Source organism: Jatrophihabitans sp. GAS493, assembly GCF_900230215.1.
GTDB lineage: Bacteria > Actinomycetota > Actinomycetes > Mycobacteriales > Jatrophihabitantaceae > MT45.
Genome location: NZ_LT907982.1, coordinates 3,495,768 through 3,519,944 on the forward strand (window position 1 = coordinate 3,495,768; position 24,177 = coordinate 3,519,944).

Sequence of the window (24,177 nt, forward strand, 5' to 3'; positions counted from 1 at the left end):
GCTTCACCTGCTTGAGACAACTGCGGAGAGGCACAACAGAATGCGGCAGCGCACTGCAATCATCAACGGAGCGTTGGTGATCGCCGTCGTCACGGTAGGGGCGATCAGCTACTTCACCATCGGCGGAACCAAGACAGCCAGCGCATCGACCGAGCGCACCACTACGGCGGTCAAGACGAACCTGGTCGCGTCGGTTGCCGCCAGTGGGAACGTCACCAGCGCAGTGACGACCGGCGTCTCGTTCTCCGGCTGCAGCGGCAAGCTCACCTCAATCTCGGCCAAGCTCGGCCAGGCGGTCAAAGCAGGTCAGGAGTTGGCTACGGTCGACCCCAGCGATGCGCAGACCGCGGTCACCACGGCGCAGAACAACGTCACTGCTGCCGAGGCGGGTGTCGACAACTCCATCAGTGCCGCCCAACTCTCGCTCTCCAACGCCGAGAGCAGCATGAGCCTGGATGTCAGCAACGCTCAGGACGATCTCAACACCGCGAATGCTGCGTTGACCGCCGACACCGCCGCCAAGGCGCCGGCCGACTCGATCAGCAAGGATCAGCAGAGCGTCACCCAGGCCGAGCAGTCGCTCAGCTCGACAAAGCTCAAGGATCAGCAGCAGGTCAGCTCGGCGGAGCTGTCGCTGAGCCAGGCCCGCGCATCGACCAGCCAGAGCGCGTCCTCGCTCAGCACTGCCAAGACCGATCTCGCCACAGCGGAACAGAATCTGGCGAACTGCACCCTCACCTCGCCTTCGGCCGGGACCGTCATCGCGATCAACTCGACGCTTGGCGAGACCCCGAGTTCGACCTCGTCGGGTAGCACCAGCAGCTCATCGGGCGGTTCGTCGTCCGGGTCCACCGGCTCGTCTTCGAGCGGCAGCTCCTCCAGCACGACATCTGGTACGAGCACGACGTCGTCAAGCTCCAGCTCAAGCTCCAGCACCGGTTTCATCACGCTCGCCGACATGTCCCAACTGCAGATCAAGTCCTACGTGTCAGAGGCGGACATCGCCACGGTGAAGGTGGGCGACGCCGCCTCGGTCGTCTTCTCCGCCCTCGCACCGGTCAGTGCAACGCCTGGTGCCACCTCGACGTCGGGTACGACACTGGCCGGAACCGTCACTGAGGTCGACCCGACGAGCACCGTCTCCAGCAACGTCGTTGAATATGGCGTCACGATCTCGATCACCGCGCCGCCGGCGAACCTGCGCCTCGGCCAGACCGGCAGCGCGACTATCACGACGGCAAGCAAGGAGAGCGTGGTCGCGGTGACGACCACGGCAATCACCACGCTCGGTCCGGTGAAGTCGGTGACGGTGAAGACCGGCTCGACGACCAAGACTGTGGTCGTCACCACCGGCTTGGTCGGAAACGCCCAGACCGAGATCACCAGCGGCGTCAACGCCGGAGACGTCCTCGTGCTCCCAGCCACCACCTCGACATCGCTCACCACCGGGGGCATCCCGGGCGCCGGCGGTCTCACCGGATTCGGCGGCGGCGGTCGATGAGCGCTGGTCGCAGGGCCGCCCACCGCACCGCCACCGCCGACCCGGACGGCCCGCCGTCACCCCCACGCGCCAGCAGGCCGGTCATCCAGCTCGATCGGGTCGGCAAGACCTACGGCAGCGGCGACACCGCGGTGCACGCCGTCCGATCAGTGAGTCTGTCGGTCGAACGAGGCGACTACGTAGCGATCATGGGTGCATCAGGCTCCGGAAAATCGACGCTGATGAACATCATCGGCTGCCTGGACGACACCAGCCGTGGTCGCTATCTGCTCGACGGGGTCGACGTGCGGACCCTCGACGAGCATCAACTGGCCATCATTCGCAACCGCAAGATCGGATTCATTTTCCAGAGCTTCAACCTGATCCCACGCACCCGGGCCGTCGACAATGTCGCTCTCCCGCTCTCCTACGCCGGCGTGAAAGCGGCCGAGCGAAAGCGGCGGGCACTCGAAGCCCTGAGCCGAGTCGGTCTGAGCGAGCGCGTCGACCATCTGCCGACCGAACTCTCCGGCGGCCAGCAGCAGCGAGTCGCGATCGCCCGGGCGATCGTCACGCAGCCGGTGCTGCTACTCGCTGATGAGCCCACGGGTGCGCTGGATTCACGGGCCTCCGCCGACGTGCTTGCCCTCTTCGATGATCTCAACCTGAACGGCCGGACTCTTGTGATCATCACCCACGAGGACGAAGTCGCCCACCATGCCAAGCGGATCGTCCGAATGCGTGATGGCGAAGTCATAGAAGACATCCGCCAGGCCGGGGTCAGCGCGCCGCCACCGCGACTCGGATTGGGAGTCAGCGCATGAACCTGCCCGTCGCGCTGCGTTTCGCAACGGTGGGAATCGCGGCGAACAAGATGCGTTCCGCCCTGACGACACTGGGGATTCTCATCGGGGTATCGGCGGTGATCATTCTGCTCGCCGTCGGCACCGGTTCGAGCGCCGCGGTGAAGAGCCGTATCGCGAAACTCGGAAGTGCCACGATCACGGTCAGCCGGCAGGCCAACGGGAACGGGCGCGCCGGTAGCGGAGGAGGCGGTGCGGGGGGCGCAGCCCGGGCCTTCGGCGGAGGCGGATTCGGTGGGGGTGCCTTCGGCGGCGGCGGCGGTGCGGCGGCCGGTGGCGCGAGCACCTCAGGCTCGGCCACCAAGACCCGGACCACTGACCTCACACTTGACGATGCCAAGGCGCTCACCGATACCTCCCAGCTGCCCGACGTGAAGCTGGTGGCTCCGCAAGCAAGTGCCACCTCGGTCGTCGGCGGCTACACGGGTGTGACGCACACGATCTCGTCCTTCCTCGGCAGCACACCCTCCTACTTCGCCATCAGCAATGACGACCTGCTCGCCGGCAGCTACTTCGGAGACAACGACTATCTGGCCCACAGCAATGTCGTCGTGCTCGGCACGACAGTGGCGCAGGATCTGGTCGGAGGCACCGGAGCCGACGCTGTCGGAAAGACGATTCAGCTCAACGGTGGCAACTGGACGGTCTCCGGCGTGCTCGCTTCGAAGGGGACCACCAGTGGATCGAACGCCGATGACCTGGCGGTGGCCCCACTGACCACGGTTGAGGACAAGCTGACCGGAGTCGATCAGAGCCTCACCTCGATCCTGGTCGAGGCCAAGAGTTCCTCAGCGGTGGACAGCGCCGAGGCACAGATCGAATCGGTCCTCGACGCCCGGCACGTGGTGACGTCCAGTACCCGCGACTACAGCGTCTCCAGCGCGGCATCCATCATCTCGACGGCCACCAGTACCACTCAGACCCTGACCGTCCTGCTCGGTGCTGTCGCCGCGATCAGCCTGCTGGTGGGCGGGATCGGGGTCATGAACATCATGCTGGTGACCGTCACCGAACGCACCCGGGAGATCGGCGTCCGGAAGGCGATCGGGGCCGGCAAGGCTGACATCGTCGTCCAATTTCTGGCCGAAGCGGTGCTGCTGTCAGTGATCGGCGGGCTCGTAGGCGTGGCCATCGGCCTGATCGGAAGCCGCTTCACCATCGTCGGTGTGCAGCCGGTCGTTGCGAGCTGGTCCGTCTTCCTCGCGTTCGGAGTCGCCGTGGCGGTCGGGCTCTTCTTCGGTATCTACCCGGCCAACCGCGCCGCGTCCCTCAAGCCCATCGACGCCCTGCGTTACGAATAAGGAATTCAATGACATTCTTCAACTCCCCAGACGGCGAATCGACGACGTCAGTGACGGCCGAGGATCACGATCAGTCCACCGTCGAACTGCTGGAGACCGACCACGACATCGCGGCCGCGCCGGAGGACGATCTCAACCGCGACGATGACATCGACGACGACATTGACGACGACATTGACGATGACTTCGCGCCGCGCGCCAAGGAGCGCCTCGGAGCGCTGAGCATCGCTCTGATCGCGCTACTCATAGCCGGGATCGGTTTCCTGGGCGGCGTCATCACACAGAAGCACAACGGTGACTCATCGACGGCCAGTCGGGGCGGTGCGGCCGGCGCGGGCGCGAACGCCCAGCGCTTCGGTGCGTTACGCGAGGGAGCCGCCGGCGGCTTCGGTGGGGCAGCCGGCGGCGGTGCCGCGGCTGGCGGTGGAGCGGCCGGAGGTGGCACCGGTTCCGACACCGCCGACACCCCCGCGCTCATCGGCACGGTGGTCAGCGTCAGTGGTGACACGGCCGTGGTGAAGAACCTCGCGGGCAAGGAAGTAACCGTCCATCTCTCCACGGATACGCGCGTATCCAAGGCCGCGACGGCCGCCGACCTCAAGCCCGGACAGACCGTGACCGTGGCCGGCAGTACCGGTACCGACGGCTCAATCGCTGCATCATCGGTCACCGCAAAGTGATCTCCACCAACCATCAGCTGTGAAAGGCAAGACATGCCCATCATCATTCGTTCGTTGACGATTCTCGGTGCGGTCGCACTCGGAACCGCTGGCCTGGCCGCCTGCTCGAGCTCGGCCAAGGCGACATCCTCCACGACATCGACGGCCGCCGCGTCAGGGTCAGCGGCCGCTGCGGGAGATCGCGCCGGTGGCAATAGTGCGCTGCGCGATTTCCTCGCGACCGACGCCGCGAAGACGTGCCTGAGCGCTGCCGGCATCTCGGTGCCGTCCTTCGCCGCTCGCCCCTCCGGCGCGTTCCCGTCCGGCGCCCGCCCGTCCGGGGGATTCCCCTCCGGCGAACGTCCGTCGGGAGCCTTTCCGAGCGGCGCGCGCCGCAGCGGTGGCTTCGGCGGTGGCGCCGGTAACGAGCAGTTCACCAAGATCGAGGCGGCGCTGAAAGCCTGTGGTCTCACCGTTCCGACCCGCTCCCCGGCTTCGCGCCCGGCGGGTGCCGCCCCAACCAGCGCGCCGGCAAGCAGCTAGATCCGAGTGCCATAGTCTGCACGGGTGCTCATCCTGCTGCCGCCGAGCGAGAAGAAGCGACCGGGCGGACGTGGACGGTCACTCACCACGCGCCCGGACGCTGGTGAACTCGCGGAGTACCGCGCGCGCACGATAGACGCCGTCCGGCAGCTAGTCGCCGGCCCGCGCCAGACGGCCGCGGCCAAGCTGCTGCTGCCCGATTCAGTAGTGGACGAGACGGTCGCCATCAACCGCGCCTTGCTCGACAGCCCGACCATGCCGGCTCTGCAGCGCTATAGCGGCGTCGTGTACGACGGTCTCGACGCTGCTGCGCTCTCCGCCGCGGCGACCAGCTTGGCCCGGCGACGTGTGTTGATCTTCTCCGGACTCTTCGGAGTGTTGACCGGTGGTGAGCCGATACCGAACTACCGGGTACCGGCGAAAGCCGTGCTGCCTGGAATCGGGGTCGCGGGCACCTTCTGGCGGCCCGCCCTGGACGGGCGACTGCGCGGACTGATCAAGCGAGGCGCCGTCATCGACCTACGTTCCAGCGACTATGCGTCGATGTGGCGGATGCCAGCCCTGGATGGTCGCGGGGTGAGTGTGCGAATCGAGTCGCCGACCAGTCGCGGCTACGGAGTGGTGAGCTACAACAGCAAGTACGGCAAGGGTGTGCTGGCTCGGGCGTTGCTGGAGCGGGTTGCGGCCGGCGGCGAGGTCAGCGGCGCCGAGGAGGCGCTCGAGGTCTGGCGGGAGGCTACCGGCGAATCCGGTGAGGTCCGGCAAACCTGCTCCGGCGCCACGTTGCTGTTGCTGCGCACCGGACCCACCGGCGGCTAGTAGCTGGTCACTTACACGAAGTCGTTGCGCCCCCATCCCGGACCCCAGTGATGCGCCCGTGTCACAGGTTCGCGAAGATGTGGCCATGCAACTCGATCATCTCTGCTATGTCGCCGGTCCGGAGGGACTCGGTGCGTGCGTTCAGCGCCTCGGCGCCCGCCTGGGAGCCGGATTCAACGACGGCGGCATTCACCCGCGCCTGGGAACACGTAACTATGTGCTGCCGCTGGCCGGCGGTCGGTACCTCGAGGTCGTTGCCGCGCTCGATCACCCGGCGGCCGACTCAGCACCCTTCGGACGGGCGGTTCGCGACCGGACCCTATCCGGCGGCGGCTGGCTGGGCTGGGTCGTGCGGGTCGACGACATCACCGACATCGAACTGCACCTGGCCCGCCCCGCCGTGGCCGGGCACCGCGTTCGCCCCGACGGCTACGACCTGCGGTGGAAGCAGCTCGGGGTCAACGACACGGCGGCCAACCCGCACCTGCCGTTCTTCGTGCAGTGGCTCTCCCCGTTCAATGAGCACCCGTCCAGTCACGGCGGGGCGATCGAGCTGAGCAGCCTGGAGATCTCGGGCGATCAAGGCGAGATCGACCAGTATCTCGGCAGCTCCAGTGCCGAGATACTCGCCGACGTGACTGTGACCTGGCTACCGATCAGCGAGGACGACAACGGCATCGTCGCGGCGGAGTTCACCACCGCGCACGGAACTGTGCGTATCGACTAGGTCCAGCTGGGGCAACGTCGGCCGGGCAGCTGTGCCAGGTGTGCCAGGTGTGCCAGGTGTGCCAGGTGAGGCCGGCCGGCTAGGCGCCGGCGGCCGGCACGGGCTCAGCGATGCCGATCGCGACCTCGTCCCTCGATTTGCGGGTGCGCGCGGCGAGGACAGATCCGGCCAGAATAAGTGGGAATCCGATGGCCATGCCCATCGTGAAGGACTCGTTGAGCAGCAGTACCCCGAGAAACACCGCGACCGCCGGGTTCACGTAGGTGATGACCACCGCGCGGGATGGGCCGATGGCGGCGATCAGCTCGAAGAAGAGGACGAACGCCAGCGCGGTGCAGATGAGGGCCAACGCGATGATCGAAGCCACGGTATTGGCGTGTAGGTGATCGGGTCTCATCACCACGGCCGCGGGTAGGTAAGCCAGGGACGTGATGGCCAGGGACGTGAAGACGACCCCGATCCCGGGGACTCCGCCCAGGTGTCGATTGAGGATCACCGGCGCCACGGCGTAGCCGACTACCACCACCCCCACCTCAAGGAGCGGACGGGCCTGCACATTGCCAAGATCCAATCCGAGCAGCGCCACGACGCCGACCACGCCGAGCAGCAGCCCGGCCAGCCTTGTCGCGTCCACCCTCTCCTTCGTGCGCCCGAAGCGGGCGATGACCACGCCGACCAGCGGCACAGCGGCGATAAGCAGGCCGGTGAGCGAGCTGGAGAGCTTGGTTTCGGCGTCGTTGAGCAGCAACCACGGGATCGCGATCTCGATCGCGGTGAAGGCCAGTAGCGGGCGCCACAGCGGCAGTACGGGCCGGATCGCGTTCCGTTTCAGCGCGATCGGCAGCAGCACCAGAGCGCCGAGGAACGTGCGGGCGAAGACCAGAGCCGGAGGTGAGACGTCTCGCACGGCCACGCGGATCAGCAGATACGGAATACCCCAGATGATGCACATCGCCGAGAAGAGCATCCAGGTACGTCGCGTCACGCGTGCTCCCTCGTAGCGGTCGAAGCTCAGTAGCGGTCGAAGCTCAGTAGCGAATCTGTAACCAGGTCGAGCTTCTGATTCGTGCCAGATCCTAATGAAACCCTCCGACAATGGCGAACGACTTTCGTTCCTTCCGCATTCCCGAAGGTGCAGGCCGTATCCGTACAGCTGCCGCCGACCGGTCCCGACCCCTGGGCGGTGGACCGCAACATCAGGCATAGTTGCGACGTGCACAACATCGCCCTCACCTGGCAGCAGGCCGCTCGCCTCGGGGTGGGCCTGGTTGCGCTCGCGGCATTGGGGCGATGGGCGACGGCGAGCGGCGCGGTATCCGTACGGATTCGGCGCGCGGCCGGCTTCACGACCCCGTTCGTGACCGAGATCGCCATCATCGCGTTTCTGTACTCGATCTGGCAGTTCGCCGGGACCGCGCCGGTCTTCGGAGCGGCCGGAGCGATTGGCCGCGGCTCGGCCATCGAACATTTCGAGCATCTCGTTCATCTGCCGAGCGAGCACGTCGCCCAGCGGCCGTTGCTCGGTCACCCCTTGCTGGCCCAGGCGGCAAACCTCTACTACGCGACGATGCACTTCACCGCACTCTTCGTTCTCCTCCTCTGGGTCTTCGTCCGTCACCGTCGCCGCTACCCCGAGGTGCGTCTGCTACTCGTTGTTCTCACCGTGCTCTGCTTCGTGGTTCAGCTGGTTCCGGTGGCCCCACCCCGCCTCCTGCCCACCGCGGGCTACGTCGACACCGCGGAGATCTACGGGCAGTCGGTGTACACAGCATTCGGGGCGATCGGTCCGGACCAGCTGTCCGCGATGCCGTCCCTGCACGTCGGTTGGTCGGTTCTGGTGGCGTTGGTCGCGGTGACGGTGACAACGAGTCGCTGGCGCTGGCTGGTCGTCGCGCATCCGATCATCACGATCTACGTCGTCTCCGCCACCGCCAATCACTACTGGTCCGACGGTCTGGCCGCGATAGCGCTGCTGGCTCTGAGTCTGCTCGTGCTGAAAGCGGGCCAGCGATTGAGCGGGAGCCGGAGGCCGAGTAGAAGCCGGAGGCAGCGAGACCTTCGCGACGACGTGACCGAGGCCGTCCCCGCAGCCGTGGTCTAAGCCACAGCTGGGTGCGACCGGCAGCCAGCACTCCCTGGCGGCGCGACACGCGGGGAGGCGCAACCGGCGTCCTGTCTAGCAGGAATGGCCGGCGTCGTCCATGCTTTTGAGATGGACGAACAGATTCCGGCAACCGCCGCCCTCGCGCAGGCACACAAGCCCACGCGGAAAGCGGTTCCGATCGGCGACTACGGGTTCCTCTCCGACGGCGAGGCGACGGCGCTGGTCTCACCGGGTGGCGCGGTGGAATGGATGTGCCTGCCCCGCATGGATTCGCCCAGCGTCTTCGGCTCGCTTCTCGGGCCACACGCCGGCAGCTTCCGGGTCGCACCCTCGGACGTAACCGTTCCGGCTGCTCGTCGCTATCTGCCTGGCACGATGATTCTCGAGACGAGTTGGGGCACCGCCACCGGCTGGATCATCGTCCGAGATGTGCTGCTGATGGGTCCATGGCGACACGATCAGGCGGTCTCCAAGACCCATCGCCGCACACCCACCGACTACGAACCCGAGCACACCCTGCTGCGGACGATTCGCTGCGTCAAGGGCGAGGTCCAGACCGTTGTCGAGTGCGAGCCGGTCTTCGACTACGGCCGTGGCATCGGGCACTGGTCCTACACCGAGCAGGTCTATCACCAGGGTGTCGCACGCTCCCAGCACAGCGAGATCGCCCTCACCCTCACCACCGATATGCGGATGGGATTCGAGGGCGGACGGGCCACGGCCCGCACGCTGTTGAAGGAGGGCGACGTTCGGTTCGTGGCGCTCTCCTGGGGGAGCAAGGAGCCACCGCTCACCCACGCCGAGGCATACTCCCGTCTGGTCTGGACCGCGCACCACTGGCAGCACTGGCTGGCCCGCGGTCGTTTCCCGGACCACCCGTGGCGAAGCTACCTGCAGCGCAGTGCGCTCACTCTGAAGGGGCTCACCTTCGCACCGACCGGCGCCATTGCCGCCGCGACCACGACCTCGCTGCCCGAGACGATCGGCGGCGAGCGCAACTACGACTACCGCTACAGCTGGATCCGCGACTCCACGTTCGCCCTCTGGGCGATGTACAGCCTCGGGTTCGATTGGGAGGCGGTCGACTTCTTCTCCTTCATCGCCGACCTGGCTTCGGCCGAGGATGACCTGCAGATCATGTATGGCATCGGTGGCGAGCGGGAGCTACCGGAGGTCGAACTCGACCACCTTCCCGGCTACGCCGACTCGCGACCGGTGCGAATCGGCAACGCGGCCTACGCGCAGCGCCAGCACGACGTCTGGGGCGCGCTGCTCGATTCGGTCTACCTGCACACCAAGGCTCGCGATCACGTCGACGGACGGATCTGGCCCTTCCTGGGGAAGCAGGTTGAACAGGCGATCGCGAACTGGCATCTTCCGGATGCCGGGATCTGGGAGGTCCGCGGCGGCCATCAGCACTTCACTTCCTCGAAGATCATGTGCTGGGTCGCGGTCGACCGTGGAGCGCGACTGGCTGACATCATCGGGCAGAACTCCAAGGCGACGGAGTGGCGCAAGGTGGCGGATGAGATCCATGCCGATATCTGTGCCAACGGCGTCGACTCCCGCGGGGTCTTCACCCAGCATTACGGCACCGACGCGCTGGATGCCTCGCTGCTGCTCGCGCCGCTGCTGAATTTCCTCCCGGCCGACGATCCGCGAATCAAGGCCACCGTGCTGGCCGTCGCCGATGAGTTGACGGTGGACGGCCTGGTTCTTCGCTACCGCACTGACGAAACCGACGATGGGTTCAGCGGTGAAGAGGGATCCTTCACGATCTGTTCGTTCTGGTTGGTCTCGGCCTTGAGCACCATCGGTGAGCGCCGACGCGCCCGGGACCTGTGCAAGAAGCTGCTCTCCTTCGCCGGCCCACTCGAGCTCTACGCCGAGGAGATCGACCCGCATTCGGGCGAACAGTTGGGGAACTTCCCGCAGGCGTTCACCCATCTCGCGCTGATCAACGCGGTAGTCCACGTCATCGCCGACGAGGCGCTGGAAGACGACCTCCACACAGACGATTCATTCAGCGACTAGCGGTAGGCCCGCTGGGTTCGTGGGTACGGTGGCTGGGTGACCGAAGCCAACGAAACGAGCAGTACACCCCGTCCGACGATCTTCGTGCTCTTCGGCGCCACCGGAGATCTGGCCAAGCGAATGGTGCTTCCGGCCTTCTACGAGTTGGCGAACTCGGGGCTCCTGCCACAGCAGTGGCGTCTCATCGGAAACGGCCGCGGCGACGTGTCGCACTTGGACTTCCGACAGCACGTTCACGACGTGCTATCCGAGTTCAGTTCGCTCGGCAGCGATGAACAGTGGGAGGCTTTCCGGGAGCGCCTCTACTTCGCCGGTGGTGGATTCAGCAGCGACGATCCCGGCAGCCTGCTGGACGTGATATCGGAATCCCGGGAAGAGATGCAGGGCGAGCAACTGGTTCACTACTTCGCCGTACCGCCGTCTTCGTTCGGCGAGCTGACCAAGGGTCTCGGCGAGCACGACTTGGCCGGCGACGCCCGAGTCGTCTTCGAGAAACCGTTCGGCACCTCCGCCGAGGCCTTCCACAAGCTGGACAAGATCGTCCACTCAGTGCTGGACGAGTCACAGGCTTATCGGATAGACCATTTCCTCGGCAAGGAGGCGACGCAGGATCTTCACGTCATGCGCTTCGCCAACAGCCTGATCAGCGGAATCTGGGATGCCGAGCATGTCGAGTCAGTGCAGATCGATGTGCCGGAGACGCTGGACGTCGCCGACCGTGCGCTCTTCTACGACGCCACTGGCGCGATCCTCGACATGCTGGTCACCCACCTCTTCCAGGTCGCAGCCGAAGTGGCGATGGAGCCGCCGGCCAGTCTCGACGCGAGCGATCTGCAGTCGGCCCGCGAGGAGATCATCAGCAAATTCCGAACCATCGAGCCCTCCGATGTCGTTCTCGGGCAGTACGACGGATATCTCGAGACTGAGGGCGTGAAGGAGGGTTCCCGCACCGAGACGTTCGTCGCCGCGAAGCTGTGGATCGACAGCGACCGGTGGAAGGGAGTTCCGTTCCTGCTGCGCACCGGCAAGCAGCTGGCCAGGAGCGAACAGCGCGTCAGTCTGGTGCTGCGCAGCCCGCAGGGACCCCTGGGTTCGCTACCGGCCGAGCGGAACGTGCTCTCCTTCTCGCTGAGCGGCTCGGGCGAGGTGGACCTCTCGTTGGTGGTGAAGGAGCCGGGGCCGGAGCTGAAACTCGGCGTGGCCGAGGCGAAGATTCCGTTGGCCAACGTGAACGGCGGCCAGCCACTGTCGCCTTACTCCAGGCTGATTCATGACGTGCTGCTCGGTGATCGTTCGCTCTTTACCCGACCGGACGGCTTGGAGCAGGTGTGGAAGGTGAGCGAGAAGATTCTCTCCGATCCACCCGCCCCACTCCCCTACGCCCCCGGCTCCTGGGGACCGGAGGCGGCCGATGCGCTGGTCTCACCCCTACGCTGGCTCGTCGGAGACGGCAGCCCGGCCGCCAAGGAGAAGTCGGCAGACACTCGGAAGCCAGCAACGAATGAGGAGAAGGAAGAGTCATGACCGGGAGATTGGACGGTACGTCAGCATTGGTGACGGGAGCCAGCAGCGGTATCGGCGCAGCCACCGCGCTGACGGTGGCCGCAGCCGGCGCACGGGTCGCACTGGTGGCTCGCCGAGTCGACCGGCTGGCCGACTTAGCCGACAAGATCACCGAACTCGGCAGCGAAGCCCTGGTCGTCGAGGCTGATGTGAACGTCGAGGAGCAGGTTCGGGGCGCGGTCCAGGCGGCGATCGATCGCTTCGGGCGGCTGGACACCGTGATCGCGAACGCCGGAGTGATGCTCCTGGGGCCGATCGTCGATGCGCCGGTCGAGGAGTGGGAGCGGATGGTGAACCTCAATATTCTCGGCCTCATGTACACCACCCACGCGGCGCTCCCCCACCTGTTGTCTGCGGCCGACAATTCTCCCCGCGGGGTTGCCGACCTAGTGATGATCAGCAGCGTCGCCGGTCGGCAGGCCCGGCTGGGCAGCGGGGCCTACAACGCGTCCAAGCACGCGGTCGGTGCCTTCGCTGAGTCGCTGCGCCAAGAGGTGACCCAGCGCCATGTGCGAGTCGGATTGATTGAACCGGGAGCGGTGGCGACCGAACTGGCTGGGCACAACCGTCCGGAGATCCTTGAGGGTCTGCGGACGCGCTTCAGCCAGATGCAGCGCCTGGAAGCCGAGGACATCGCCGAGACGATCGAGTTCATGCTGACGCGTCCGCGACGGATGGCTATCAACGAGATGCTCATTCGACCCACCGAGCAGCAGCAGTAGACCGTCCACGCTTGCGAATGCGCTAGCTGGACGGCGGTTCGGCGCTGGGCGGGTTCGAGCTCACCCGCGCGGCCCTGACGGTGTCGCCGATCAGCTCGCCCAACTCGTCGAAGCGCTGGATCGGGGACGGGAACTCAAGGTACGTTCCGGAAGCGCCGTTCCGTCCGACCACCCACAATCGCACGCCGTTGCGGGTGAGCCCGGTGAGCGACGCGCCGGCCACGTCGCGTACGTCTTTTCCGGCACAGGCAGCGCCCCAGCCACGGAGCTGCTCACTGTGAAAGCGATTGAGGTGCGCCGTGACCCGCCTCGAATTCGCGGCGAAGAGATCCGGTTCGGCACTGGCATAGCTTAGTAGCGGGATCTGGCGCACTCCGGACACTGCGGGAGGCAGTGAGTCCAGCCGCGGACATGAGACCCAGACCTCTTCGACCCGCAGCGCGACTTGGGTCAGTTCCGGCCCTCCGTGGTGGGCAGAGCAGTGCGAGTGCGCCCCGTCGGGAACGCTGTGGCGGCCGAGTCGGTGCAGCCGACCGCTCAGGGTCAACCCGACGCCGGCCAACCCGGCGCCGCTGTCGACGGCGCCCTTCAAGACGAGCGATCCCCACCTCGGACGCGGCGCGGTAAGCCAGATCGTGCCGGCCGTGGGAACCGTCATGACCGCCTCGCCTCCGTCATCACGCACGGAGACTGTTGTCTCACTGCAGATCGTCGGCCCGCCATCGGCGACCAGCAGATTCCCGCAGTCCGCGCCGGCCAGAATCGTGCGCGCCTGCGTGGCGAGACCTTCATCGTCGAAGTGGACTTGGGCGTTCATCGAGAAACCGTGACGGCGACGGTACACGTGACCTCCGAAGATCGGTTCGAGCCCGAGCGGGCTCGACTTAGGTCAGCCTAACTTAGGCATACCTAACCGTCTATCGTCGGCCAGAGCAAAGCTGTGCACCCCGACCCACTCGCTCGGTCGGGGTGCACAGATCGTCTTGCAAGACGTGCCGAATCAGCGGTACTAGCTGCAGCCGCTGGTCGAACCACAGCCTTCACAGACGAAGCAGCTACCAGCTGGACGCATCTTCGTGCCGCAGTTCATGCACAGCGGCGCATCGGCCGATGTGCCGATGATCGACTCGAGAAGCTCGGTCGAACTGTGCACCTGCAGCGGCGCCGGCTTCGCGGTCTCGGCGACCACGTGATCAGTGCCGTCAGCCGGCGCAACTGGTGTTGCCACCGAGGCCGACTGGGCCAGCGTCTCGAAGTCCTCCTCGACCGGCGCATAGCTACCGGTGTCGAGCTGCTGCGTCCGCTCGGCCGCGGTGTGAATGCCGAGGGCGGAACGAGTCTCGAACGGTAGGTAGTCCAACGCGAGGCGGCGGAAGATGTAGTCGAGCACCGACTGCGCCATCCGGATGTCCGGATCGTCGGTGAGACCAGCTGGCTCGAAGCGCATGTTGGTGAACTTCTGGACGTAGATCTCCAGCGGCACACCGTGCTGCAGCGCGATCGAGATGGCGATCGAGAAGGCATCCATCACACCGGCGAGCGTCGAACCCTGCTTACCGAGCTTCAGGAAAACCTCGCCCAGACCGTCGTCCGGGTAGGAGCCGGCCGTCATGTATCCCTCGGCGCCGCCGACCGCGAACGAAGTCGTCAGCGACGGGCGAGCCTTCGGCAGACGCTTACGGGTCGGACGGAACTCCACGATTTTCTCCGGCTCCGGCTCCGCCTCGGCCTTCGAGCCTTTGCCGGCCGACAGCGGCTGCCCGACCTTGCAGTTGTCGCGGTAGACGGCGAGGGCCTTGATGCCGAGCTTCCAACCCTGCATGTAGACCTCTTCGATCTCCTCGACCGTAGCGCTCTCGGGCAGGTTCACCGTCTTGGAGATCGCACCGGAGAGGAACGGCTGAGCCGCGGCCATCATCCGGACGTGCCCCATGGCGCTGATCGCTCGGGCGCCCATCGCGCAGTCGAAGACCTCATAGTGCTCGTGGCGCAGCCCCGGCGCGTCGATGACGTGCCCATGCGAAGCGATGAATTCGACGATCGCCTCGATCTGCTCCTCCTGGTAGCCCAGGACGCGCAGTGCGCGCGGCACAGTCTGGTTGACGATCTGCATCGAGCCGCCGCCGACCAGCTTCTTGAACTTCACCAGTGCCAGGTCCGGCTCCACACCAGTGGTGTCGCAGTCCATCATCAGACCGATCGTGCCGGTCGGAGCGAGCACCGAAGCCTGGGCGTTGCGCCAGCCGTTGCGGGCACCGATCTCCAGGCTCTTAGCCCACTCTTCGGCCGCGAGCTGGTAGAGCGTGCGGTCGTTCTGGTGCAGTGGGCGGGCCGCGTCGTTGGCCGCCGCGTGCTTGCGGATGACCCGAGTATGCGCGCTGGCATTGCGTGCGTATCCGTCATACGCGCCGACGATCCCAGCCACCTCTGCGGAGCGGCGGTAGGAGGTACTGGTCATAAGCGATGTGATCGCTCCGGCCAGCGCCCGGCCACCTTCGGAGTCATAGGCCAAGCCCGAGGCCATCAATAGGGCACCCAGGTTTGCGTACCCGATTCCGAGCTGACGGTAGGCCCGCGTGTTGACACCGATCGCCTCGGTCGGGAAGTCGGCGAAGCAGATCGAGATGTCCATGGCGGTGATGATGAGCTCAACGGCTTTGACGAACTTCGGGCCATCGAAGACGTTGTCGTCGCCGAGGAACTTCATCAGATTCAGCGAAGCCAAGTTGCACGAGGTGTTGTCCAGGCTCATGTACTCCGAGCACGGGTTCGACGCAGTGATCCGCCCGGTCTCGGGGTTGGTGTGCCAGTCGTTGATCGTGTCGTCGTACTGGATGCCCGGGTCGGCGCAGGCCCACGCAGCCTGGGCAACCTTCGTGAAGAGCGTGCGAGCGTCCACCGACTCGATCACCGAGTTGTCGGTGCGCGACCGCAGGCCGAATTCGCGCCCCTCCTCGACAGCTCGCATGAACTCGTCGGAGACCCGCACCGAGTTGTTGGCGTTCTGGTATTGGACGGAGGTGATGTCCGTCCCGCCGAGATCCATGTCGAAACCCGCATCCCGCAGGACCCGGATCTTGTTCTCCTCGCGGGCCTTCGTCTCCACGAACTCCTCGATGTCCGGGTGATCGATGTCCAGCACGACCATCTTTGCCGCCCGGCGGGTAGCGCCTCCCGACTTGATGGTGCCGGCCGAAGCATCTGCACCTCGCATGAAGCTAACCGGCCCGGACGCGGTTCCACCCGAGGAGAGGAGTTCACGAGACGATCGGATGCGGGACAGGTTCAGTCCAGCACCGGAACCTCCCTTGAAGATAAGTCCCTCTTCTCGGTACCAGTTGAGGATCGAATCCATCGTGTCGTCGACGGCGAGGATGAAGCAGGCACTGACCTGCTGCGGCGATGTGGTGCCGACGTTGAACCAGACCGGCGAGTTGAAGCTGAAGACCTGGTGCAGCAGCATCCAGGTGAGCTCGTGCTCGAAAAGCTCAGCGTCGGCCGGCGATGCGAAGTAACCATGCTCGACACCAGCAGCGCGGTACTTGAGGACGACCCGGTCGATCAACTGGCGCAGGGACCACTCACGGGTCTCGCTGCCAACAGCGCCACGGAAGTACTTGGTGGTCACGATGTTTGCGGCATTGACCGACCAGAAGTCCGGGAACTCCACACCACGCTGCTCGAAGTTGATGGATCCGTCGCGCCAGTTCGTCATGACGACGTCGCGGCGCTCCCAGCTCACTTCGTCATACGGGTGCACACCGGCCGTGGTGTAGACACGCTCGATCACCAGACCATTGGCTGGATAGGTGGCGGCGCTGGGAGCCGCGTCGGCTACATCGGCTGGCTTGCCCTTGGCAGCGCTCTTGTTGATCGCCTCGGTCATGAGTCGGGACTTCCCTTCACGGTGCTGTTTGGTCGTTCGTCGGGTAACGGATGCAGGACTGAACATCGAGACGCCAGTCCGAGCGGGGGATCTAACGGGTGTCGGGGTTGTGCGGGTGGGCTTCCTGCCCATTGAGGGAACTCGGGCCATTGAGCGAATTACGGTGTTCGGTGCGGAGCTCGACGATTGCCTTCTCGAAGTCATCGATGGAGCTGAACGCGTTGTAGACGCTGGCAAAGCGCAGGTAGGCAACCTCGTCGAGCTCCCGAAGCGGGCCGAGGATGGCTAGGCCAACCTCGTCGCTGGGAACTTCGGCCAAGCCACGGGCACGAACTGCGTCCTCGACCTGCTGGGCGAGCTGAGCGAGCGCGTCATCGTCGACTGGGCGACCCTGACAAGCCCGACGCACGCCGTGCACCACCTTGGTACGACTGAATGGTTCGGTGACTCCGCTTCGCTTGATCACCGCGAGTGTGGCTTCCTCGACGGTGGTGAAGCGGCGTCCGCACGCCTGGCAGCTGCGGCGACGCCGAATGACCTGCCCCTCGTCGTGTTCACGGGAGTCGACCACCCGCGAATCAGAATGACGGCAGTACGGGCAGCGCATGTGAGCGGCACCTTCCCTTCCTGTCCGTCTGTGGCGCGAGGTTCTAACGCGGCCGGTGGGTCGCAACCGATGTGACTTGTTGTGGACGATGTGTCGACAACCTGGGGACGACTTGTGGAGATGCAGGCCACACTTGTGGAGAGCTAGACCCAACTTGTGGATGACTTACACCAGTGTAACTACTACATGTAGGGGTAGGCTAGTTCTAATTCACAATCCGCGCAAGAACCTTGCGATCTCTGACACTGCGCGTGTCGGCCGCCCAACCGACGCCCGCTTCATGCGGAATTCACCGGATCCGGATGGTCTGACCCGGGACAAGCGTCAGGTCGGCCAATCCGTTGAGCTTGCGCAGGCGAGCGACCACGTTCCGCGGATCACTGGACGGATCGACTCGATTCGCGATGGACCAGAGTGTGTCGCCGTCATGAACCACGACTGATGACACCGATACCGCGCCGGGCTGCCGCACCGAAGCCGGCCCGGACGAGGCCTGAGCCCCGGCATGCGCCAGTAGCAGAAAAGCAACGCTTGCCACCGCCATCCCAATCAACAGCACGAACCGGCCACGTGCCGTCAGCTTCACCGGACTCAAGCGACTGTCGGGCGGGGCAAGCAGGACACCAGCCCCCTCCAGCGGGTCGGAGACCCTCAGAGATTCCGCTCCGTTAGGTCGAGCCCGGTTCGGTCCCACAAGTAACGCTTCAGGTCCGCGAGCAGCCAACCCCGAGACCGCCGCGTCGACGAAGGAGACGGCCTCAGGCCGGGCGAGGACTCCAATAGACCCCGTGACGACCTCGACCCGGCGCCTAGGCGCAACCGTAGGCACATGACGCGGGAGGACAACCTGAAGCGGGGCGACGGTTCGCAACCCGCGCTGCCGCACGTGCGCCCGGGCTCGCTCAGGTATACGCACAACTGGAGGAAGTTCGGTGGCGGCTGACATAGCATCTCCTCGAAATTAAGAGCAATCTCGCATGAACTCGCCTATCACCAACCCGGCGGAGCCGGAGCCGGTCCGGCTCAGGTATCCGATTCGTCGGCCAATAGTCGAACAGTCGTTCTATCGAACGCCTGTGTCAAACGTTCTACCATCGGGGTCTGACAGAAACCAGGGAAGCCCGGCGTGTCCTTCGAACATGTGTTTGAGATCCGCGTCGCAACGCGTTAACGTACAAGACACAGGCGGCCTCGACCGCCTGTTCGATCAGACGCCCCATCCGAGGTCGAGCCGCCCGCTCGCCGACGCCAAGGAGATCTCCATGCCTCGCAACTCCGGCTCCGAAACCACGACGCCGAAGAGCACGACGCCGAAGAGCACGACGCCGAAGAAGTCGACGACTCAGTCGCTCGTGAAGGGCAGCGCACCAAAGAGCACTCCAAAGGCACCGGCCAAGCAGGCAGCCGCAGCTCGAGGTGGCCCACAGGGGGCCGATGGGGCAGCGGCGACCAGCCGGAAGAGCGCGGCGGCGGTCAAGAAGTCCGCCGCCCTGCGGGTGCCCGGCCGCGCCGGGGCACCGACTCGACTGGAGATCGAAGCACTGCAGGCTACGAACGTGAGCGAGTTCCCTGAGCGGCTCGTGCGCGGTGACGGGCTCACCGTCCGGCAGCGCCGCATACTCGAGATCATTCGGGATTCTGTTCAGGACCGCGGCTACCCGCCGAGCATTCGCGAAATCTGCGAGCTGGCCGGACTCTCCTCCACTTCCAGCGTGGCCCACCAGCTCAGGGCGCTTGAGCAGAAGGGCTACCTGCGACGTGACCCAAACCGTCCACGGGCCGTTGACGTCCGATTGGCCGACGATCCGTCCCACGGTTCGGTAGCCCAGGACGCCCCGCAGACACCGACGCCGGCATACGTGCCTGTCGTCGGGCGGATCGCCGCCGGCGGACCGATCCTGGCCGAGGAGCTGGTCGAGGATGTCTTCCCGCTGCCTCGCGCACTGGTCGGCGAGGGGACTCTGTTCCTTTTGAAGGTCGTCGGCGAGTCGATGATCGACGCCGCAATCTCCGACGGGGACTGGGTTGTCGTACGCCAGCAGCCCAACGCGAACAACGGAGAGATCGTGGCGGCCATGATCGACGGCGAAGCTACGGTGAAGACCTTCCAGCGACGGGACGGCAAAGTATGGCTACTACCGCACAACGCTGCCTATCAGCCGATCGATGGCAGCAACGCAACTGTGCTCGGGCGCGTCGTGACCGTCCTGCGAAAGCTGTAACAAGCAGGGAACTGCAGGGAGGGCCGGTTACTCGTGAGCGGCGGGACGGTCGGCTGCGACAGGCTTGGTGAGACTGACTTCGCCCGCGGTGACTGGCGGGACGGGCGGGAGGACGGGAATCGCCGTCTCGGGAGCAGCGGCGGCGGTCTCCGCGCTCTGAGCGACGGCATCGCGCGTGGCGTCGTCGTCGCCGAGGCCCTTCATCTCGGTCTTGAAGATGCGTAGCGAACGCCCTACCGATCGTGACATTTCGGGGAGCTTCTTGTATCCGAAGAGCACTGCGAAGACAGCAATGGCAATCAGCCAGTGCGACGGCGAATCAAATCCCATATCGCTTCCTCTGGTTCTGCGTTGACGCGCCTGCTGCTCGGCGATCGCCCAACTCTGCGACCGACCGAGTTCGGACCCCTCAACTGGAGACGAACATCTAGTTAGAGGGTACGCCGTCGATCTGCAGGAAGGGCTCCAAAGCACCGGCCAGTTCTTGGCTCACTCGGGCCGAAATAGCAGTGCCGTGTTCGGTGTGCGATTCGCTGTCCATCTGCGCATCGGCGTGGATTCGGGCGACGAGGTCACCCCGCGTGTATGGAAGCAGCACCGAAACCTGCACGTCCGGTCTCGGTAAACGTTCCTCGATCAGCGCCCGAACGGCGTCCAACCCGCGCCCGGTCCGAGCCGATACAAAGAGTGCGTCCGGGACGAGCCGGCGCAGTTGAAGCAATACGGCCGGATCGGCGAGATCTGTCTTGTTGAAGATGATCTGTTCGGCCACCGACGTTGCGTCGATATCGGCCAGCACCTCGTGGACCGCTCTGATCTGCGCCTGCGGGTCGGGATCCGAGGCATCCACGACGTGCAGGATGAGGTCGGCCTCGGCCACCTCTTCCAGCGTCGAGCGGAAAGCCTCGATCAGCTGGTGCGGCAGATGCCGGACAAATCCCACCGTATCGGCGAGGGTGAAGATCCGCCCATCTGCTGTCTCGGACCGGCGCACGGTCGGATCCAGCGTGGCGAAGAGGGCGTTTTCGACCAGCACACCGGCGTCGGTGAGCCGGTTGAGCAACGATGACTTGCCCGCGTTGGTGTACCCGGCCAGCACGACGCTGGGTACCCGATGGTCCGTCCGCCGGGAGCGTTTCACATCCCGGGCCGTCTTCATTCCGGCGATCTCGCGTCGCAGCTTCGCCATCCGGGTGTTGATGCGTCGACGATCGATCTCGATCTTGGTCTCGCCGGGGCCTCGCCCACCGATGCCGACGCCATTGGCCGCCCGTCCACCGACCTGTCGGGACAGCGACTCGCCCCATCCACGCAGGCGCGGCAGCATGTACTGCATCTGCGCCAGCTCGACCTGGGCTTTCCCCTCCTTGGAGCGGGCGTGCTGAGCAAAGATGTCGAGGATGAGGGCCGTCCGGTCGACCACCTTCACCTTCACGACCTGCTCCAACTGGCGGAGCTGGCCTGGCGTCAGTTCACCGTCGCAGATCACCGTGTCGGCGCTCTCGCCGTTGACGATGTCGCGCAACTCCTTGGCCTTCCCCGAGCCGATGTAGGTGGCGGGGTCCGGGCGATCACGACGCTGGATGAGTGCGTCCATCACCTGTGAGCCGGCGGTCTCGGCCAGTCGGGCCAGTTCGGCCAGCGAGTTCTCTGCCTCGGCCAGCGTGCCGGTGGTCCAGACACCGACCAGCACCACCCGCTCCAGTCGCAGCTGGCGATACTCGACCTCGGTGACATCCTGTAGTTCCGTCGACAATCCGGCGACGCGCCGCAGCGCCTGCCGCTCGGAGAGTTCGAAGTCCCCAGTGCTGGAGCGCCCAGTCAGGTGGCGACGACTGTCACGGTCGCCCGCTTCGTCCGATTCGTCAGTGTCGGATCCGAAGCCAAGGTCATCGTCAAGAAATTCAGTCATCGTGACTGTAAGGGTGACACGTCCACGGGTCCCGGCGCCATTTATTTCACAGCGCTGACAGCGAACCTCATCAATCGCACTGCTTGGCCCGAGCCAGCCACTGCGCATCGATGTCGATCGTGGCGACCAGGACCGCCGGCCCGGTCATCACGACGCTGCCGTCGGTTCGCCAGACGACGCTGCAGGTTCCCCCCGGGACGTCGACGCGCCAACGCGTGTCGTCCTGTGGCGTGTCGGCGGCCAGGGCCGAGGCAACCACTGCCGCGCAGATGCCGGTCCCACAAGATCGTGTCTCGCCAACCCCGCGTTCGTGCACGCGCATCTGCAGGTGACGCGGCCCGAGCTGCACCACGAACTCGATGTTCTGCCCGTCCGGCAACGCCGGCGAGACCGCGGGTGCCCGGTCTAGGTCCAGCTCGGCCAACTCCTCGGAGCTGCTCACCGGAACAATCACGTGCGGATTGGGGATATTCAGTGCGTAACTCGAGGCGAGGGCCGGGCCGCCGTGCGTCTGCACCAGCGGTCGCTCGGTAAGCAGCTCCGGCTGTCCCATCTCAACGCTGATGCTGCCGTCGTCGTTCAACCATGTCGGTTTCAGCCCGCCTCGCGTCGCGACGACGACACGCTCACCAGTCAGACCCTGACTCTGCAGGTAGCGGACGAAGACGCGCACGCCGTTGCCGCACATCTGCGCCAATGAGCCGTCGGCGTTGCGGTAGTCCATGAAGTACGGGGCGATGGCCTGGTCCGCCGCAGCAGACGGCTCGTGTTCGCTGGCCACCACCCGGAGCACGCCGTCGGCACCGATTCCAGCTCGTCGGTCGCAGAGGGCCCTAACCAAGTGGTCGGTGAGGTCCAGGGAGTTGTCCAGGTCAGCGATCACGACAAAGTCGTTCTCGGTTCCGTGTCCCTTCATCACCTGCAGCGCGTCCACGGGCCAAGCCTAGGGCAGCACGAGCCGCAGCGCTTGTGTCGTGAGGTCGGCGGCCGCGCCGTCGAGCCAGCGAACGCGGGGATCGCGTCGAAACCAGGAGCGCTGACGGCGGACGAACCGCCGCGTTGCCCGAACCGTGATCGCCAATGCCTCGGTCAGGTCTCCGGTGACCTCGCCCTGGTCATCGACGCAGTTCAGCAGTTGGGCGTAACCCAGCGCTTTCCCCGCCGTCGGGCTCTGCCGCAGCCCCTTCGGCAGCAGCCCCCGGATCTCATCGAGCAGGCCCTGACTCATCATCCGGTCGACCCGCAGCGCGACCCGATCGTCCAGGTCGCTGCGATCCAGCCCGATCTGCAGACAGTTATAGACCGATTCGAAGGCCGGCATGGTGGCCAAGAACGGGGCGCCGGTGATCTCGATGACCTCCAGCGCCCGGAGAATCCGGCGAGCATTCGTGGGCAGAATGGCGTCGGCCGCGGCCGCATCGACGCTCGCCAGCCGAGCGTGCATCTCCGCCGCGCCGAGTTCGTCCAACTCCAGGGCCAGACGCCCCCGAATCTCCGCGGACTCCCCCGGGAACTCCAGATTGTCCAGCGCACCCCGAAGGTAAAGCCCCGAACCCCCGACGAGAATCGGGGTACGCCCGCGCCGCCGGATGTCGGCGATCGCCTCGCGCGCCAGCAGTTGATACTGCGCGACCGCGGCGGACTGGGCCAGCGGCCATACGTCAAGCAGGTGGTGGACGACCCCGCCCCGCTCAGCGACGGTCAGCTTGGCCGTCCCGATGTCCATGCCCTCGTAGAGCTGCATCGAATCGGCGTTGATCACCTCGCCGTCCAACCGCTGCGCGAGAGCGACTGCCAGATCGGATTTTCCAGTAGCCGTCGGGCCGACGACGGCGATGACGTCGGCCATGAATTCGGTGATGCCCGGGCGACTCTCAGGCACTGGGGCCTCGCGGCGTCCAGTACGCAGCAAAGTACTGCACACCGAACGGATCATCCGAGTACAGCAGTCGCGCGTCGTGTTCGGCACCCTCCAGGAGCCCACCTGCGGCTCGCCAGGCCGGAACCCCTGCCGCCAGTAGGGCGGCGCCCAGTTGCTCGTCCAGCTCGGCCAGAGCGCCGCCGTCGCCGTCACGTAACGCAGTCTCAACACCACGGTCGAAGTCGATCGAACGCGGCTCGAGGTACCCCGGGGACGTCGTCGCGCGCCGGGCGCTACCGTCGCCGATGACCAGTAGCGTCAGATCCACGGATTCAGCGAGCCGCAGCAACTCGAGCGCGGCTGGGCTGGATGAGAAACCGGGTGCGACGCTGAATCCGACCGCTCCGCTACGCGGTCCGGCCACCTCGCCGAGCAACCAGGCTCCCACCGTCAGCGAAAGCGGCAGCTCGCCGCGACCACCGCAGCCCGGCGATCCCAACGCCACCTGCAGGTCGACGCCCAGGCCGGCAAAGCTACCCCAGCTCAGCGGTGAGTGGGCCTGGCTCTCATCCGCGGCGCCGATCAACACGACCTGATCTCCGCCCTCCGCCAGCACGCAGTGGATCGCGTCGAGGCTGGCCGTACGCAAATCCGCTAGGTCCGCTGCCGCCGCACCGCCCACTTTTGGGACCATCGCAGGTGGATGTGGACAGAAGGCAACGCCGGATATCACGCTTGCAGGCTATCCGCCTGTCGCGCTTGGCGACCCTCTCGTGTCTAATTCAGTGTCATGGGCTCCGAATGGGGACGCATCGATCCTGACGGAACGGTGTACGTCCGAACAGCTGATGGTGAACGGATCGTCGGGTCATGG

22 protein-coding genes are annotated in these 24,177 nt (G+C 65.6%); 12 read left to right on the forward strand and 10 right to left on the reverse strand.

What is annotated here, in order from left to right; all coding sequences use genetic code 11:
* Window positions 1-40 precede the first annotated feature (40 nt).
* The 7 genes from CPH63_RS16255 to CPH63_RS16285 all read left to right on the forward strand — a co-directional run bounded on the left by CPH63_RS16255 (window position 41) and on the right by CPH63_RS16285 (window position 6,392).
* Window positions 41-1,501, forward strand: coding sequence for an HlyD family secretion protein (locus tag CPH63_RS16255; RefSeq protein ID WP_096303884.1), 1,461 nt, complete (start codon window positions 41-43; stop codon window positions 1,499-1,501).
* Complete coding sequence (locus CPH63_RS16260; protein WP_096303885.1) at window positions 1,498-2,304, forward strand: ABC transporter ATP-binding protein; 807 nt, start codon at window positions 1,498-1,500, stop codon at window positions 2,302-2,304. Before CPH63_RS16255 ends, CPH63_RS16260 begins: the two co-directional genes overlap by 4 nt.
* The gene (locus CPH63_RS16265; protein WP_096303886.1) at window positions 2,301-3,644 is read left to right on the forward strand and encodes an ABC transporter permease; all 1,344 of its coding nucleotides are present in this window, start codon (window positions 2,301-2,303) and stop codon (window positions 3,642-3,644) included. The genes CPH63_RS16260 and CPH63_RS16265 overlap by 4 nt, the downstream gene beginning before the upstream one ends.
* Before the next feature lie 8 nt (window positions 3,645-3,652).
* Window positions 3,653-4,324, forward strand: coding sequence for a DUF5666 domain-containing protein (locus tag CPH63_RS16270; protein WP_096303887.1), 672 nt, complete (start codon window positions 3,653-3,655; stop codon window positions 4,322-4,324).
* A gap of 33 nt (window positions 4,325-4,357) precedes the next feature.
* Entirely contained in the window at window positions 4,358-4,846 is a 489-nt protein-coding gene (locus tag CPH63_RS16275; RefSeq protein ID WP_096303888.1) for a hypothetical protein, read from the forward strand.
* Between the two features lie 24 nt (window positions 4,847-4,870).
* Window positions 4,871-5,665, forward strand: coding sequence for a YaaA family protein (locus CPH63_RS16280; protein WP_096303889.1), 795 nt, complete (start codon window positions 4,871-4,873; stop codon window positions 5,663-5,665).
* Window positions 5,666-5,750: 85 nt separating this feature from the next.
* Window positions 5,751-6,392 carry a VOC family protein gene (locus tag CPH63_RS16285; RefSeq protein ID WP_096305213.1) on the forward strand — a complete coding sequence of 214 codons (642 nt, stop codon included), beginning with the start codon at window positions 5,751-5,753 and terminating at the stop codon, window positions 6,390-6,392.
* A gap of 79 nt (window positions 6,393-6,471) precedes the next feature.
* Here the strand turns inward: CPH63_RS16285 and CPH63_RS16290 are convergent, their stop codons facing one another.
* Window positions 6,472-7,377: a DMT family transporter gene (locus CPH63_RS16290; RefSeq protein WP_096303890.1), complete on the reverse strand. Its 906-nt coding sequence runs from the start codon at window positions 7,375-7,377 to the stop codon at window positions 6,472-6,474.
* 228 nt (window positions 7,378-7,605) lie between these two features.
* Between CPH63_RS16290 and CPH63_RS16295 the strand changes: the two genes are divergently transcribed.
* The 4 genes from CPH63_RS16295 to CPH63_RS16310 all read left to right on the forward strand — a co-directional run bounded on the left by CPH63_RS16295 (window position 7,606) and on the right by CPH63_RS16310 (window position 12,815).
* A complete protein-coding gene (locus CPH63_RS16295) occupies window positions 7,606-8,493 on the forward strand; it encodes a phosphatase PAP2 family protein (RefSeq protein ID WP_157749607.1) in 888 nt (295 codons plus the stop codon).
* A gap of 84 nt (window positions 8,494-8,577) precedes the next feature.
* Window positions 8,578-10,530 carry a glycoside hydrolase family 15 protein gene (locus CPH63_RS16300; RefSeq protein WP_172892226.1) on the forward strand — a complete coding sequence of 651 codons (1,953 nt, stop codon included), beginning with the start codon at window positions 8,578-8,580 and terminating at the stop codon, window positions 10,528-10,530.
* A 36-nt stretch (window positions 10,531-10,566) separates the two neighbouring features.
* Window positions 10,567-12,054 carry a glucose-6-phosphate dehydrogenase (NADP(+)) gene (locus CPH63_RS16305; RefSeq protein ID WP_197704391.1) on the forward strand — a complete coding sequence of 496 codons (1,488 nt, stop codon included), beginning with the start codon at window positions 10,567-10,569 and terminating at the stop codon, window positions 12,052-12,054.
* Window positions 12,051-12,815 carry an SDR family NAD(P)-dependent oxidoreductase gene (locus tag CPH63_RS16310; protein WP_096303892.1) on the forward strand — a complete coding sequence of 255 codons (765 nt, stop codon included), beginning with the start codon at window positions 12,051-12,053 and terminating at the stop codon, window positions 12,813-12,815. Before CPH63_RS16305 ends, CPH63_RS16310 begins: the two co-directional genes overlap by 4 nt.
* A 22-nt stretch (window positions 12,816-12,837) precedes the next feature.
* Here the strand turns inward: CPH63_RS16310 and CPH63_RS16315 are convergent, their stop codons facing one another.
* From CPH63_RS16315 to CPH63_RS22395, 4 genes are all read right to left on the reverse strand, one after another.
* Window positions 12,838-13,632, reverse strand: a complete 795-nt coding sequence (locus CPH63_RS16315) for a hypothetical protein (protein WP_157749608.1) — start codon at window positions 13,630-13,632, stop codon at window positions 12,838-12,840.
* Between the two features lie 192 nt (window positions 13,633-13,824).
* Entirely contained in the window at window positions 13,825-16,701 is a 2,877-nt protein-coding gene (locus CPH63_RS16320; protein WP_096303894.1) for a vitamin B12-dependent ribonucleotide reductase, read from the reverse strand.
* A 91-nt stretch (window positions 16,702-16,792) separates the two neighbouring features.
* The gene (gene nrdR / locus CPH63_RS16325) at window positions 16,793-17,308 is read right to left on the reverse strand and encodes a transcriptional regulator NrdR (RefSeq protein WP_096303895.1); all 516 of its coding nucleotides are present in this window, start codon (window positions 17,306-17,308) and stop codon (window positions 16,793-16,795) included.
* A 289-nt stretch (window positions 17,309-17,597) separates the two neighbouring features.
* Complete coding sequence (locus CPH63_RS22395; protein WP_157749609.1) at window positions 17,598-17,846, reverse strand: LysM peptidoglycan-binding domain-containing protein; 249 nt, start codon at window positions 17,844-17,846, stop codon at window positions 17,598-17,600.
* Window positions 17,847-18,849: 1,003 nt separating this feature from the next.
* Here CPH63_RS22395 and lexA point away from each other — a divergent pair.
* Window positions 18,850-19,530: a transcriptional repressor LexA gene (gene lexA / locus CPH63_RS16335; protein ID WP_371365001.1), complete on the forward strand. Its 681-nt coding sequence runs from the start codon at window positions 18,850-18,852 to the stop codon at window positions 19,528-19,530.
* A 27-nt stretch (window positions 19,531-19,557) separates the two neighbouring features.
* Here lexA and tatA read toward each other — a convergent pair whose 3' ends face one another.
* From tatA to CPH63_RS16360, 5 genes are all read right to left on the reverse strand, one after another.
* Window positions 19,558-19,860, reverse strand: a complete 303-nt coding sequence (gene tatA / locus CPH63_RS16340; RefSeq protein ID WP_096303898.1) for a Sec-independent protein translocase subunit TatA — start codon at window positions 19,858-19,860, stop codon at window positions 19,558-19,560.
* A 97-nt stretch (window positions 19,861-19,957) separates the two neighbouring features.
* Window positions 19,958-21,442 carry a GTPase HflX gene (hflX, locus tag CPH63_RS16345; protein ID WP_096303899.1) on the reverse strand — a complete coding sequence of 495 codons (1,485 nt, stop codon included), beginning with the start codon at window positions 21,440-21,442 and terminating at the stop codon, window positions 19,958-19,960.
* Window positions 21,443-21,512: 70 nt separating this feature from the next.
* Window positions 21,513-22,376 (reverse strand): diaminopimelate epimerase, encoded by an 864-nt coding sequence (dapF, locus tag CPH63_RS16350; protein WP_197704392.1) that lies wholly within the window; start codon window positions 22,374-22,376, stop codon window positions 21,513-21,515.
* Between the two features lie 9 nt (window positions 22,377-22,385).
* On the reverse strand, window positions 22,386-23,291 hold the full coding sequence (gene miaA, locus CPH63_RS16355; protein ID WP_096305217.1) for a tRNA (adenosine(37)-N6)-dimethylallyltransferase MiaA: 906 nt from the start codon (window positions 23,289-23,291) through the stop codon (window positions 22,386-22,388).
* 25 nt (window positions 23,292-23,316) lie between these two features.
* Window positions 23,317-23,997: a hypothetical protein gene (locus CPH63_RS16360; protein ID WP_157749610.1), complete on the reverse strand. Its 681-nt coding sequence runs from the start codon at window positions 23,995-23,997 to the stop codon at window positions 23,317-23,319.
* Window positions 23,998-24,177: the final 180 nt, after the last annotated feature.

What these genes read in the sequence shown, in the direction of transcription:
- CPH63_RS16255 (WP_096303884.1), top strand. Translation starts at nt 41, where the DNA reads ATGCGGCAGCGCACTGCAATCATCAACGGAGCGTTGGTGATCGCCGTC.
- CPH63_RS16260 (WP_096303885.1), top strand. Translation starts at nt 1,498, where the DNA reads ATGAGCGCTGGTCGCAGGGCCGCCCACCGCACCGCCACCGCCGACCCG.
- CPH63_RS16265 (WP_096303886.1), top strand. Translation starts at nt 2,301, where the DNA reads ATGAACCTGCCCGTCGCGCTGCGTTTCGCAACGGTGGGAATCGCGGCG.
- CPH63_RS16270 (WP_096303887.1), top strand. Translation starts at nt 3,653, where the DNA reads ATGACATTCTTCAACTCCCCAGACGGCGAATCGACGACGTCAGTGACG.
- CPH63_RS16275 (WP_096303888.1), top strand. Translation starts at nt 4,358, where the DNA reads ATGCCCATCATCATTCGTTCGTTGACGATTCTCGGTGCGGTCGCACTC.
- CPH63_RS16285 (WP_096305213.1), top strand. Translation starts at nt 5,751, where the DNA reads ATGCAACTCGATCATCTCTGCTATGTCGCCGGTCCGGAGGGACTCGGT.
- CPH63_RS16300 (WP_172892226.1), top strand. Translation starts at nt 8,578, where the DNA reads ATGGCCGGCGTCGTCCATGCTTTTGAGATGGACGAACAGATTCCGGCA.
- CPH63_RS16310 (WP_096303892.1), top strand. Translation starts at nt 12,051, where the DNA reads ATGACCGGGAGATTGGACGGTACGTCAGCATTGGTGACGGGAGCCAGC.
- CPH63_RS16315 (WP_157749608.1), bottom strand. Translation starts at nt 13,632, where the DNA reads ATGAACGCCCAAGTCCACTTCGACGATGAAGGTCTCGCCACGCAGGCG.
- CPH63_RS16320 (WP_096303894.1), bottom strand. Translation starts at nt 16,701, where the DNA reads ATGACCGAGGCGATCAACAAGAGCGCTGCCAAGGGCAAGCCAGCCGAT.
- nrdR (WP_096303895.1), bottom strand. Translation starts at nt 17,308, where the DNA reads ATGCGCTGCCCGTACTGCCGTCATTCTGATTCGCGGGTGGTCGACTCC.
- tatA (WP_096303898.1), bottom strand. Translation starts at nt 19,860, where the DNA reads ATGGGATTTGATTCGCCGTCGCACTGGCTGATTGCCATTGCTGTCTTC.
- hflX (WP_096303899.1), bottom strand. Translation starts at nt 21,442, where the DNA reads ATGACTGAATTTCTTGACGATGACCTTGGCTTCGGATCCGACACTGAC.
- miaA (WP_096305217.1), bottom strand. Translation starts at nt 23,291, where the DNA reads ATGGCCGACGTCATCGCCGTCGTCGGCCCGACGGCTACTGGAAAATCC.
- CPH63_RS16360 (WP_157749610.1), bottom strand. Translation starts at nt 23,997, where the DNA reads ATGGTCCCAAAAGTGGGCGGTGCGGCGGCAGCGGACCTAGCGGATTTG.